General features: G+C 63.3%; 9 protein-coding genes and 2 tRNA genes. 4 read left to right on the top strand and 7 right to left on the bottom strand.

Annotated features, from left to right (window positions below; genetic code table 11):
- Window positions 1-351: 351 nt before the first annotated feature.
- Window positions 352-427 (top strand) — tRNA-Val (locus tag LO55_RS07905).
- Window positions 428-468: 41 nt separating this feature from the next.
- Window positions 469-545 (top strand) — tRNA-Asp (locus tag LO55_RS07900).
- Window positions 546-620: 75 nt separating this feature from the next.
- Here LO55_RS07900 and LO55_RS07895 read toward each other — a convergent pair.
- A complete protein-coding gene (locus LO55_RS07895) occupies window positions 621-1,772 on the bottom strand; it encodes a GGDEF domain-containing protein (protein ID WP_071361059.1) in 1,152 nt (383 codons plus the stop codon).
- A 247-nt stretch (window positions 1,773-2,019) separates the two neighbouring features.
- Here LO55_RS07895 and LO55_RS07890 point away from each other — a divergent pair, with 247 nt between their 5' ends.
- Together LO55_RS07890 and LO55_RS07885 are read left to right on the top strand one after the other, a co-directional pair.
- Window positions 2,020-2,505 (top strand): cyclic nucleotide-binding domain-containing protein, encoded by a 486-nt coding sequence (locus LO55_RS07890; protein ID WP_005664435.1) that lies wholly within the window; start codon window positions 2,020-2,022, stop codon window positions 2,503-2,505.
- The gene (locus tag LO55_RS07885) at window positions 2,502-3,686 is read left to right on the top strand and encodes an AI-2E family transporter (protein ID WP_071361058.1); all 1,185 of its coding nucleotides are present in this window, start codon (window positions 2,502-2,504) and stop codon (window positions 3,684-3,686) included. The genes LO55_RS07890 and LO55_RS07885 overlap by 4 nt, the downstream gene beginning before the upstream one ends.
- Window positions 3,687-3,689: 3 nt before the next feature.
- Here LO55_RS07885 and LO55_RS27275 read toward each other — a convergent pair whose 3' ends face one another.
- The 6 genes from LO55_RS27275 to LO55_RS07860 all read right to left on the bottom strand — a co-directional run bounded on the left by LO55_RS27275 (window position 3,690) and on the right by LO55_RS07860 (window position 12,358).
- Window positions 3,690-4,064, bottom strand: coding sequence for a VapC50 family PIN domain-containing toxin (locus tag LO55_RS27275; protein ID WP_307188245.1), 375 nt, complete (start codon window positions 4,062-4,064; stop codon window positions 3,690-3,692).
- Between the two features lie 203 nt (window positions 4,065-4,267).
- Entirely contained in the window at window positions 4,268-4,735 is a 468-nt protein-coding gene (locus LO55_RS25755) for a helix-turn-helix domain-containing protein (RefSeq protein ID WP_083415233.1), read from the bottom strand.
- Window positions 4,736-4,939: 204 nt separating this feature from the next.
- The gene (locus LO55_RS07875) at window positions 4,940-7,225 is read right to left on the bottom strand and encodes a YgiQ family radical SAM protein (RefSeq protein WP_083415231.1); all 2,286 of its coding nucleotides are present in this window, start codon (window positions 7,223-7,225) and stop codon (window positions 4,940-4,942) included.
- Between the two features lie 250 nt (window positions 7,226-7,475).
- Window positions 7,476-7,760 carry a DUF4404 family protein gene (locus tag LO55_RS07870; protein WP_005664429.1) on the bottom strand — a complete coding sequence of 95 codons (285 nt, stop codon included), beginning with the start codon at window positions 7,758-7,760 and terminating at the stop codon, window positions 7,476-7,478.
- Between the two features lie 247 nt (window positions 7,761-8,007).
- Window positions 8,008-10,167: a M3 family metallopeptidase gene (locus tag LO55_RS07865; protein ID WP_071361057.1), complete on the bottom strand. Its 2,160-nt coding sequence runs from the start codon at window positions 10,165-10,167 to the stop codon at window positions 8,008-8,010.
- Between the two features lie 67 nt (window positions 10,168-10,234).
- Window positions 10,235-12,358: a M3 family metallopeptidase gene (locus LO55_RS07860; protein ID WP_071361056.1), complete on the bottom strand. Its 2,124-nt coding sequence runs from the start codon at window positions 12,356-12,358 to the stop codon at window positions 10,235-10,237.
- Window positions 12,359-12,402 lie beyond the last annotated feature (44 nt).

Raw genomic sequence — 12,402 nt, 5'->3', positions numbered from 1 at the left:
TTCCTCTTCTTATGGACGCTACCCCCGCCGGGTGCGCGAGCGGATATGACCCGCCCTCGGCAGCGCATCTCAGGCGCACATCTTTGCGATGTTTTTAAGGTTGCCGACTTGTCAAAGGCGGTATTGTCCGTGATGGGCATGTGCGACGGCAAGTAAATATCGCGTGTGTCGCCGCGATTACAACACATGCAGATGTGCCGGCTCGGGCTCCGCCTTCCGGTCCATCCGCCATGGGTCGAAAAAAGGTTTTTGATATTTTTTCGAAAAACCCTTGCAGACCTTGAAAGCCACCCTCTATAATTCGGGCCTCTTCGGACGCAATGACAAGCGTCAGATAGAAACCACCGAGATGGGCGCTTAGCTCAGTTGGTAGAGCGGATCCCTTACAAGGATTAGGTCGGGAGTTCGAGCCTCTCAGCGCCCACCAAAGCATCTCGATGGTCGATCGAAGGTACGATCAGAGTAAACGGAGCGGTAGTTCAGTTGGTTAGAATACCGGCCTGTCACGCCGGGGGTCGCGGGTTCGAGCCCCGTCCGCTCCGCCAGCATCAAGGAAGAAGGGTCCGATTCGTCGGACCCTTTTTCTTTTTCCGTTCCTGGTTTTATCTGCGGTCTTCGGTTCACGCCCGGCGCCGCACCGGATCCCCGACTTCCACCCGATCGCGTCCCGCGCGCTTGGCCGTATACAAGGCATGGTCGGCGCGCGCCAGCGCCGCGCTCAGGTCTTCGTTCGGATCGAGCACCACCACGCCGATACTGACCGTCATCGTGTAGCTCGGCCCGCTGGTGATCACGGTGGCCGCGCGCACCGCCTGGCGCAGGCGCTGGGCCGCCTGCATCGCGGCGTCGATGTCGGCGCCGGGCAGCATCATCGCGAATTCCTCGCCGCCCAGGCGGCCGATGGTCTCGTGCTCGCGCATCACGTCGCGCGCGGTGCGGGCGAACACCTGGAGCGCGTCGTCGCCGCTGGCGTGGCCCCAGCGGTCATTGATCTGCTTGAAGTGGTCGATGTCGATCATCATCAGCGCCAGCGGGTGGCGCTGGCGCTGGGAGGCCAGGCGCGCGCGCTCGGCGCGCTCCATGAAGGCGTGGCGGTTGGGCAGGCCGGTGAGGCAGTCGGTGGAGGCCAGCCGGGCCATGCGCGCATCGTCCTTCTGCTTGCACAGCAAGAGGAAGCCGAAGCCGTTGACGATCATGAGCATGTAGCCGGCCAGGTAGGCCGCTTCGCGCGCCAGCACGTGGTCGAACGGCCCCTTGCCCAGCAGGGTCGAGCCGGCCCACAGCGAGACCGCGACGGCGAACAGCGCATCGTTGATGCCGATGATCCGCTGCAGCAGGGACGCATGGCGCCGGCGCAGCAGCACCCAGGCCATGGCGGCGGCGAACAGCGCCACCACGCCCGCCACCAGGGCGCTGAGCTGGGCGTGGCTGGCGCCATGGACGCCGGCCGCGATCACCACCGCGGACGACAGCACGGCAATCGGCAACACGATCCGGCCCCAGCGCGTGAAGCCGAAGAACACGCAGTAGGCCGCCATCTCGAGCGATACCGCGAGGATCCAGCCGATGCCTTCCAGGCCGCCCAGGAAGGCCAGGCCGACCATCGGACGGGCCCAGCCGGCCAGCTGGCTCAGGCCCATGCCCAGGCGCGCCCACATCCACAGGTGCAATCCCGGATTGCGCTGCGCCCCGTGGGTATATCCTGCCATCAGGATCGCAAAGCCGACGTTACCGATCCCGAGCGCAAGAAGAAAAGTCTGTATATCGATCACTGCCTGTCCTCTTCGGGAACGTTGGCCGGGCCATGCGCGACGGCTCGCATGGCAAATATCACTACAACAACTACTGTTGCCGTAAAGAATTTATGTTACACGGTTTCCAAAATCGTGGTGCGCACGTTTGAAGGATGTATGAACAACACGCCACACTGTCGTGCACGGCTGCAGCTTTTTGATGCGTAGCAGCATCCAATCGCGGATAATCAAACAGACAACACACCGCACCACGCCGGAGCATCACGTGATTTTTCGTTTCCTCAAGCCCCCTCGGATGTCGCCGCGCCTGCACCGGCTGAAGAGTTCATCGCTGTTCAGTGCGCTCACTCCGCTGGAATTGAAGATCGTCGATGGATTGCTGCACGAGCGCCGCTATCTAAAGGATGAGATCGTTTTCGACGAGGGCGAGGAAGGCCAGGCGCTGTATCTCCTGATGAGCGGCCGGGTGCGCATCAGCCGCCTGCACGAAGGCATGACCCAGGTGGTGGCCGAGCTGGAGCCGGGCGGCTTCTTCGGCGACCTGGCCCTGCTCGACAACTCGCCGCGCAATGCCCAGGCGCGCGCGCTCGAACCCTGCGAAGTGGCGGTGTTCTTCCGCGCCGACTTCCTGGGCCTGATGGAAACCGACGCCGTCCTCGGCTACAAGATCTCGCTGGCGCTGGCGCGCCACATCGGCCTGCGCCTGCGCGAATGGATGGGCACCGGACGGCCGCAACTGGAAGCGCTATGAGTCCGGTGCCGGGCATCGTCAACGGCCCCGAGCGCGCCGGTCCGGTGGTCTGGACCGGGATCGTCGCCGCCACCTGCCTGTTGCTGCTGGTGGTCCAGCAACTGCTGTGGCTATTCCTGCCCTTCATCTTCGGCACCGTGCTCTATTACATCCTGCTGGGACCGATGCAGCGCATGGTGCGCTCGGGTTTCAGCCGCAATGCGGCCGCGGTCTGGGTCTGCACCCTGTTCTTCGGGCTGGCCGCGCTGGCGCTGGCGGCGGCCCTGAGCTGGAGCGACGGACCGGAAGAAGACTCGTGGGAAGCGACCATCGGCCTGTACCTCGATGGCGGGGTGGCTTTTGTTCGCACCTCGCTGGCCATGCTCGAGGCGAAATTCCCGATCCTGGCCGAGATGCGGCTGACCTCGACCGTCGACATGGCCTTCACCACCTATACCAACGACTTCGCGCAGAACCACCTGGGCGACATCGTGGTCGGCGTCATGACCTGGGTGCCGTCGCTGCTGCTGGCGCCCTTCCTCACCTTCTTCCTGCTGCGCGACGGCGTGCGCTTCAAGAAGTTCTTGGCGCGGGCGGTGCCGAACGCCTACTTCGAGCGTGCGCTGTACCTGCTGCACGAAGTCGACCAGACCGCGCGCCGCTATTTCGAAGGCTTGCTGAAGCTGACCGTGCTCGACACGCTGGTGCTGGCGCTGGGCCTGTGGGTGATCGGCGTGTCGTCGCCCTTGCTACTCGGCTTGATCTCGGCCGTGCTGGCCTGGGTGCCGTTCGTCGGGTCGATTGCCGGCTGCGTGCTGGTGGTGATCGTGGCGTCGACCGATGCGCCGGGCAATCCGCTGATGGCCTACGGGGCGATCGGGGTGTTCGTGCTGGTGCGGCTGCTGGACGATTTCCTGTTCATGCCGCTCACCCTCGGCCGCAGCCTGCACATCCACCCGCTGGTGACGGTGCTGATGATTTTCATTGGCGGCATGCTGGCCGGCGTGGTCGGGCTGATGCTGGTGCTGCCGCTGCTGGGGGTGGTGATGGTGATCGGCGAAACGCTGGGGACGCTGGTGACCAATCCGCGCTTGCGGGCGAGGCATCGGTATGCGCGGGCCTTGCGCACCAGGCAGGCCAGCGTGGACCTGGACATCGCGCGCGAGCGGCGCGGGGCGCCGACGCCCAATTCGAAGCCATGAAAGCTAGATCAGCCCAATTGCATTGCGCAATATTTGGCACATCTGAGGCAAACCTTGCTGTTCAAGCGTGGCAATATAATCCTCAGCTGATTTCGGCGGTTTTCTTAATTTCATGCGACACGTCTTCATAATGCTGAGGATGCCAATCTTGTCCAAGTCGTATTGCGCAACAAGAAAATCGTCAGGGTGCAGAATCTCGATTGCATGTCGAGAAACTATTCCTTCAGGAAAGTCTTTAAGATTGAAAGTGACGATAGCGTCTGCATAATCAAAGATCGCGGCCGCCAGGACATGTCGATCATCGATATCAGGTAACGCTAACGTTGGAATGAGATACTCATAGTCCCGGACAATGGCATCTTCGACAGCTACATTCATGAGGGATGCCGTATACAGCAGCTTTTCCTTGTTCAGATCCGGGCGCTTGTCAATCAGATTGCGAATCTACTCATCCTGTATCTCGGCCGTCCAGCGCGCACGGCAAACCCCTTCGGCACCTAGCGTCATCAGGATGTCCCTGAGAGGCGCGGGATAAAGAACGCACGCGTCTAGAACAGCCGTATACTGGACGTTCCCTGCCATCAATATCCCATATCGAGTTCTTGTGCTTGATCAACTAATTCTTGAAGCGCTGAATGAGCGGTTTTCTTGCGCTGCTCTTTATATGCAACCACATCCTCAAACTTGATACGACGATGCGTCCCTACTTTATGGTGAGGAATCTTTCCATCATCCAGCATCTTGACTAAATAGGGACGAGATACATTCAAGAACATTGCTGCTTCTTGAGTAGTGACATAAAGCTCCTTGGGCATGATAGCAACCGCATTGCCTTGGGCCAGCGAACCCAACATATCCGCAAACAAACGCAGCACTTTTGGGGGCAATTTCAGAATCGGAGAGTCTTCGATACGCTCTACGCCATCTTCCAAAATTGCGATATTAACCGCCCGAGAGTGGTCAAGAGCACTGACGATGCACCGTTGTGCGGCTTTCGCAAGCTCGACATCTTCCTTACTTTCCAAGCGATCAATCATTTCAGACATCATTTTGCTCCTGGTGTTGTTCGGAGTGCGTTCTTGCACGCCTGCCTAAATGCATTGTAAACGAATTCTGCGAAATAAACGAAATAAACGCAACGGCGTGCGTGATCCTTCGCTTGTGGGTTGATGCTTCACAAATTCATTACGACTGTATTGTATGGACGAAAAAAAACCGGGAGGCTAGTCCCGGTTCCGATCGGTATTGCACCGCTATTTCCGTCCCGCCGCTTTCGGCTTGGACTTGATGGTCGACAGGATCGACGGCTTGACCTTCGACGGCGGCGCCATGAATGGCGTTCCCGCCGACGCGCGATCATTACGACGTTCGCTACGCTGGCCGCCAGGGCCCGCAGCCCGCTTCGGCGCCACCTCGATCACACGGCCCTTCGGCGGCGCACCTGCAGGGCGACGCTCTTCACGCGCCGCGCCCGGCAATTCGCCGCCCGGCGGCGGGATCAGGTGCCGCTCGCCATTGCCGATCAAGTCGGTCCGTCCCATGCGCTTCAAGCCTTCGCGCAGGATCGGCCAGTTCTCCGGATCGTAGTAGCGCAGGAAGGCCTTGTGCAGCTTGCGCGTCTTGCCGCTCTTGGCGGTTTCGACGACCTCGGAATCCTCGGTCACCTTGGCCAGCGGGTTCTTGCGCGAGTGGTACATGGTGGTCGCCATCGCCATCGGCGTCGGCGTGAAGGTCTGCACCTGGTCCAGCTTGAAGTTGTTTTTCTTCAGCCACAGCGCCAGGTTCAGCATGTCCTCGTCGGTCGAGCCGGGGTGGGCCGCGATGAAGTACGGGATCAGGTACTGCTTCTTGCCCGCCTCGACCGAATACTTGTCGAACAGGCGCTTGAACTCGTCATAGGCGCCAATGCCCGGCTTCATCATCTTCGACAGCGTGCCCTGCTCGGTATGCTCCGGCGCGATTTTCAGCAGGCCGCCCACGTGGTGGGTCACCAGCTCTTTCACGTATTCGGGCGAGCGCACGGCCAGGTCGTAGCGCAGGCCGGAACCGATCAGGATCTTCTTGATGCCGGGGATGGCGCGCGCCTTGCGGTACAGCGAGATCAGCTTGCTGTGGTCGGTGCCCAGGTTGGAGCAGATGGTCGGATACACGCACGACAGGCGGCGGCAGCTTTCCTCGATCTTCTTGTCCTTGCAGGCCAGGCGGTACATATTCGCCGTCGGGCCGCCCAGGTCGGTGATGGTGCCGGCGAAGTTCTTGGTCGTGTCGCGGATCAGCTCGATCTCGCGCAGGATCGACGGCTCCGAGCGGCTCTGGATGATGCGGCCTTCGTGCTCGGTGATCGAGCAGAAGGTGCAGCCGCCGAAGCAGCCGCGCATGATGTTCACCGAGTAACGGATCATTTCCCAGGCCGGGATATGGGCCTTGCCATAGCTCGGGTGCGGCGCGCGCGCGTATGGCAGGTCGTAGACGTTGTCCATCTCGTCCATGGCCAGCGGCAGCGGCGGCGGGTTGAGCCAGACGTCGCGGTCGCCGTGCGCCTGCACCAGCGCGCGCGCATTGCCCGGGTTCGACTCCAGGTGGAACACGCGCGAAGCGTGCGCATACATCACAGGATCTTCGCTCACGGTTTCGAACGACGGCAGGCGCACCACGGTCTTGGCGGCCTTTTCGCGGGCCGCGGCCTGGCGCTGCTCGCGCGTCATGATGACCACCGGCTTGACTTCCGGCTCCGGCGCGGCGTTGTCGAGCGCGCAGGTCTTCGGGTCTTCCAGCGCCATCGCATACGGGTTCGGCTGCTTGTCGATGCGGCCCGGCACGTCCACGCGGGTGGAGTTATGCACCGACCACTCTTCGTCCGGCAGCCAGCCCTGCGGCACCAGGAAGGCGGTGCCGCGCAGGTCGCGGATGGTCTTGATGTTCTCGCCCGCTGCGATGCGGCGCGTGACGTCGACCAGGGCCCGCTCGGCATTGCCGAAGATGACCAGGTCGGCCTTCGACTCGAACAGCACCGAGCGGCGCACCTTGTCGGACCAGTAATCGTAGTGGGCGATGCGGCGCAGCGAGGCTTCGATGCTGCCGGCGATCACCGGCACGCCGGGGAAGGCTTCGCGGGCGCGCTGGCAATACACGGTGACGGCGCGGTCGGGACGCTTGTTCGGCTCGGCGTTAGGGGTATAGGCGTCGTCGGAGCGGATCTTGCGGTCGGCCGTGTAGCGGTTGACCATCGAGTCCATATTGCCGGCGGTGATGCCCCAGTACAGATTGGGTTTGCCCAGCGCGCGGAACGGTTCGACCGAGGTCCAGTCGGGCTGGCTGATGATGCCGACGCGGTAACCCTGCGCTTCCAGCAGGCGGCCGACCAGGGCCATGCCGAAGCTCGGGTGGTCGATGTAGGCGTCGCCCGTGATCAGGATGATGTCGCACGAATCCCAGCCCAATTTGTCCATTTCGGCACGGGACATCGGGAGAAAAGGTGCGGCAGCGGCGCGGCTGGAGCGCTTGGCGACCGTCGCAAAGAGATTGGCTGGCGAGTTCATTGGCCGGCATTGTACCGGAAAACCATTTATGGGGCATCGGACAGCCCCGAAAAATGGCTTAAAATCAATGACTTGTGGCGTGGATGCCTACGAGGCTATCGCGGTAGGTGGGGGGAAGCTCATGGCGATGCATGGCTGGCGTGGGCAAGGCGCGAGGAGGCCGCATGGCGAGCCATGCAACGACGAGCAACGCAGCACACGCCTGCCAGGCGCGCCAGGAGCGACTCCCACCTGCCGCGGTAGGCTCGCATTAGATACCCATATTCGACAGGATTTGGCCCAGTTCGCGCAGGCCGGACTCGACGCGCGGGTGGCGGGCGGCGAAGCGCGCCGCCAGTTCCTGGGTGCGCGAACCCAGGCCGTAGGTGTTGGCGTCGAGCTGCTGCTCGGCGCGGCGCTCCAGCACTTTCTCGATGTCGCCATCGAGCTGGCGCAGCAGCGTTTCCAGTTCGACATCGGTGTCGCCCGTCTCTTGCAGTTCGCGGTGCAGGGCTTTCAGGCGTGCCTTCAGGTCGGCATCGTGTTCGGATTGCATCGTGTTCTCCGGTGTTGGCTCGATTTCATTGTAAGCCATGGGGGCGGGAGAAGGAACACGGCTGTACGCGCTGGTGGTCTGCAATGGACTTGGGCTCCCGCCTCCGCGGGAGCGACGTGCTTGAGTTATCGGTTAAAGAGTCGCAGTCAACTCTACCCCACCCTCAAACAACGTCGCTCCCGCGAAGGCGGGAGCCCAAGTGTTTGCATGGCTACCGGTCGCGTCACCGCGACCGGCGCCGGCACCATCACTCGCCGGTCAAGCCACGACGCTCCAGCAGCGGCTTGATGTCCGCATCCTTGCCGCGGAAGTTGCGGTACATCTGCATCGCATCCAGCGTGCCGCCGCGCGACAGCAGGGTCTTGCGGAAGTGGTCGCCGTTCTTGCGGGTCAGGCCGCCGTTGGCCTTGAACCATTCGACGGTGTCGGCGTCCAGCTTCTCGGCCCACAGGTAGCCATAGTAGCCGGCCGAGTAGCCGCCAGAGAAGGTGTGCGAGAAGTAGGTGCTGCGGTAGCGCGGCGGCACCAGGGCGAAGTCGACGCCGGCCTTCTTGAGCGCCTCAGCCTCGAAGGCCAGCACGTCCTGCGGGATCTGGTTCGGGGCCAGCTGGTGCCAGGCCTGGTCCAGCAGCGCCGCGGCCAGGTACTCGGTGGTGCGGAAGCCTTCGTTGAACTGCGACGAGGCCTGGACCTTGTCCAGCAATTCCTTCGGCATCGGCTCGCCGGTCTGGTAGTGCTTGGCGTAGTTGGCCAGCACTTCGGGCCAGGCCATCCACATCTCGTTCACCTGCGACGGGAACTCGACGTAGTCGCGCGGCACGCGCGAACCCGAGAAACGCGGGTACTGCACGTCCGAGAACATGCCATGCAGCGCGTGGCCGAACTCGTGGAAGGTGGTGCGCACTTCGTCGTAGGTCAAGAGCGTCGGCTCGCCGGCGGCCGGCTTGGTCACGTTCAGGTTGTTGGCGATGACCGGCTTGGTACCCAGCAGCTTGCTCTGAGGGACCCAGGCGTTGGCCCAGGCGCCGCCGCGCTTGTTCGAGCGCGCGTACGGATCGAAGGTGAAGATCGCCAGCTGCTTGCCGTCGGCGTCGAACACGTCGAACATGCGCACGTCTTCGTTGTAGCCCGGCAGGTCCTTGCGCTCCTTGAAGGTCAGGCCGAATTCCTTGTTGGCGGCGAAGAACACGCCGTCGACCAGCACGCGGTTCAGTTCGAAGTACGGGCGCAGCTGGCCGGCATCGAAAGCGTAGCGCTGGGCGCGCACCTTGTCGCTGTAGAAGGCCCAGTCATGGGCGGCGGCCTTGAAGCCACCTTTTTCGGCATCGATCACCTTCTGGATGTCGGCCGCCTCTTTCCTGGCGTTGTTGACGGCAGGCGTGGCCAGTTCGCCCAGCAAGGCGTTGACGGCGTCGGTGGTCTTCGCGGTCTGCTCTTCCAGGTTGTAGGCGGCGTGGTTCGGGTAGCCCAGCAGCACGGCGCGCTCGGCGCGCAGCTTGGCAATCTGCAGGACGATCTGGCGGGTGTCGAACTCGCCGCCGCGGCTGCCGCGCGCCATCGAGGCCGACAGCAGCTTGGCGCGGGTGTCGCGGTTGGTCAATACCGACAGGGCCGCCTGCTGGGTGGTGTTCACGACCGGGATCACGAACTTGCCGTCCAGGCCGCGCTTTTTGGCCTCAAGCGCGGCGGCGTCGATCGCCTTGTCGCTCATGCCGGCCAGCTCGGCGCGGGTGTCGACCACCAGCGCCGATGCATTGGCTTCCTTCAGCGTGTTCTGGGCGAACTGGGTCTGCAGGGCGGCCAGCTTGCTGTTGTATTCCTTCAGCTTGACCTTGTCCGCTTCGGACAGCTTGGCGCCGGCGCGCTCGAAGTCATTGTTGTAGCGGTCCAGCAGGTAGGCCGATTCGGCGTCCAGCTTGAGGCTGTCGCGCTTGTCGTACAGGGTCTTGATGCGCTGGTACAGCTTGGCGTTCAGGCGGATCGCGTCGCTGTGCTGCGACAGCTTCGGCGCCATCTCGCGGCCCAGGGCGATCAGGGTGTCGTTGGTGTAGGAGCCCGACAGGGTGCCGAAGGCGGTGCTCACGCGCGCCAGCATGCGGCCCGAGCGCTCCATCGCGACGATCGTGTTCTCGAAGGTCGGCGCGGCCTTGTTGTTGGCGATCTTCTCGATCTCGAGCGCGTGCTGGCGCATGCCTTCTTCGTAGGCCGGCGCGAAGTGCTCGTTGCGGATCTTGTCCCAGGCCGGGTAGTTGAACGGCAGCGCGCTCTCTTTCGCGAACGGGTTCGAGGCGTCGAACCTGGCCGACGCGGCGCTGGCCGCTGCCGCTGGCGCGGCTGGCGCGGCGTGGGCGATGTTCAGGACGGCTGCGCTCACGGCGGCGGCCAGCAGGAAGTGGGTACGTTTCATATTGTTTGCTTCTCGTTGTGAAGGTAGTGCGGAAGGAAGCCGGCGCGGGGCCGGCTTGCCGGGCGGCTTAGTTCAGGCCGCGGCGTTCCAGCAGCGGCTCGATGACCGGGTCACGGCCCCGGAAGTCGCGGTACATCTCGACCGCGTCCATGGTGCCGCCCCTGGACAGCACCTTCTGGCGGAACACGTCGCCGTTCTTGCGCAGCAGGCCGCCGTTTTCCTTGAACCACTCGCCGGCATCGGCGTCCAGGCGCTCGGCCCACAGGTAGCTGTAGTAGCCGGCCGAGTAACCGCCGCCCATGGCGTGCGAGAAGTAAGTGCTGCGGTAGCGCGGCGGCACCGGCGCGAAATCGAGGCCGGCGTCCTTCAGCGCCTGCTGCTCGAAGGCGATCACGTCGCTCGGCATCTGCTTCGAACCCAGCTGGTGCCATTTCTGGTCCAGCACCGCGGCCGCCAGGTACTCGGTGGTGCGGTAGCCTTCGTTGAAGCGCTGGGCGGCGCGCAGCTTGTCCAGCAGCTCTTTCGGCATCGGCGCGCCGGTCTGGTAGTGCTTGGCGTAGTTGGCCAGCACTTCAGGCCAGGCCATCCACATCTCGTAGACCTGCGACGGCAGCTCGACGTAGTCGCGCGGCACGCTGGTGCCCGAGAAGCGCGGGTACTTCACCTTCGAGAACCAGCCGTGGGTGGCGTGGCCCAGCTCGTGGAAGGTCGTGCGCACTTCGTCCCAGGTGAGCAGGGTCGGTTCGCCGGCGGCCGGCTTGGTCAGGTTGAGGTTGTTGGTGATGACCGGCTTCTGGTTCAGCAGGAAGCTCTGGTCGACCAGGGAGCTCATCCAGGCGCCGCCGCGCTTGTTCGAACGCGCATACGGGTCGATCACGAAGATCGCCAGGTGCTCGCCGTTTTCCTCGAACACGTCGTACACGCGCACGTCCGGATCATAGGTCGGCAGGTCGGTGCGCTGCTTGAAGGTGATGCCCCACAGCTGGTTGGCGGCGAAGAAGGCGCCCTTCTCCAGCACGTTGTTGAACTCGAAGTATGGCTTGAGCTGGTTGGCGTCGAAGGCGTACTTGGCGGTGCGCACCTTGTCGCTGTAGTAGCTCCAGTCCTGGGCTCCCACCTGGAAACCGCCTTTTTCGGCATCGATCACCTGCTGGATCTCGGCAGCCTCTTTCTTGGCGTTGCGCACGGCCGGCGCGGTCAGGTCGCCCAGCAGCTTGTTGACCGAGGCGGTGTCCTTGGCGGTCTGGTCTTCCAGCGAATAGGCGGCGTAGCTGTCGTAGCCCAGCAGTTCGGCGCGCTCGGCGCGCAGCTTGGCCAGCTGCAGCACGACGTTGCGGTTGTCGAATTCGCCGCCGCGGGCGCCGCGGATCATCGAGGTGGTCAAGAGCTTCTCACGGGTGCCGCGCACGCTCAGCTGCGCCATCGCCGGCTGCTGCGTGGTGTTCACCACCGGGATCACGAACTTGCCGTCCAGGCCGCGCTTCTTCGCTTCCACGGCGGCCGCTTCGATTGCTTTTTCCGGCAGGCCGGCCAGCTCTTCGCGGGTGTCGACCACGAAGGCCGAGGCGTTCACTTCACGCAGCACGTTCTGGCTGAACTGGGTCTGCAGTGCCGCCAGCTGGGCGTTGTAGCCTTTCAGCTTGGCCTTGTCGGCATCTGCCAGGCTCGCGCCGGAACGCACGAAGTCCTTGTAGTAGCGCTCGAGCAGGAACTTCGATTCGGCGTCCAGGCCCAGCGAATCGCGTTTGTCGTGCAGGGTCTTGATGCGCGCGAACAGCTTCGGGTTCAGGCGGATCGCATCGCCGTGGGCGGCGAACTTCGGCGCCAGGTCTTTTTGCAGCGCCTGCAGGGTGTCGTTGGTGTACGAACCGGTCAGGGCGGAGAACACCGAGCGCACGCGCGTCAGCAGTTCGCCCGAACGTTCCATCGCCACGATCGTGTTCTCGAAGGTCGGCGCGGCCTTGTTGTCGGCGATCTTCGCGACCTCGAGCGCTTCCAGGCGCATGCCTTCGGCGAAGGCCGGCGCGAAGTGCTCGTTCCGGATCTTGTCGAAAGCCGGGTAGCCGTACTGCAGGGTGCTCGGCTTGGCGAACGGATTCGAGGCCTCCAGGGCCGCGGCGGCGGGTTGGGCGAAGGAGAAGGTGGCCATGGCGACGCTGGCTGCGATCAGCAGCATTTGTGGACGGTTCATTGTGTCTCTTGTGCGTTGTGGGAAAGAAGTACTGCAAATAGCAC

Source organism: Massilia timonae (assembly GCF_001866515.1).
Lineage (GTDB): Bacteria > Pseudomonadota > Gammaproteobacteria > Burkholderiales > Burkholderiaceae_D > Telluria > Telluria timonae.
Note: the sequence above shows the minus strand (reverse complement) of the source record. Positions and strands in the feature narration are given on the sequence as shown.

Bases quoted from the DNA above. Each gene is read 5' to 3' on its own strand.
- LO55_RS07870 (WP_005664429.1), bottom strand. From the start codon at position 7,760: ATGCAATCCGAACACGATGCCGACCTGAAGGCACGCCTGAAAGCCCTG.
- LO55_RS07885 (WP_071361058.1), top strand. From the start codon at position 2,502: ATGAGTCCGGTGCCGGGCATCGTCAACGGCCCCGAGCGCGCCGGTCCG.
- LO55_RS25755 (WP_083415233.1), bottom strand. From the start codon at position 4,735: ATGATGTCTGAAATGATTGATCGCTTGGAAAGTAAGGAAGATGTCGAG.
- LO55_RS07875 (WP_083415231.1), bottom strand. From the start codon at position 7,225: ATGAACTCGCCAGCCAATCTCTTTGCGACGGTCGCCAAGCGCTCCAGC.
- LO55_RS07865 (WP_071361057.1), bottom strand. From the start codon at position 10,167: ATGAAACGTACCCACTTCCTGCTGGCCGCCGCCGTGAGCGCAGCCGTC.
- LO55_RS27275 (WP_307188245.1), bottom strand. From the start codon at position 4,064: ATGAATGTAGCTGTCGAAGATGCCATTGTCCGGGACTATGAGTATCTC.
- LO55_RS07860 (WP_071361056.1), bottom strand. From the start codon at position 12,358: ATGAACCGTCCACAAATGCTGCTGATCGCAGCCAGCGTCGCCATGGCC.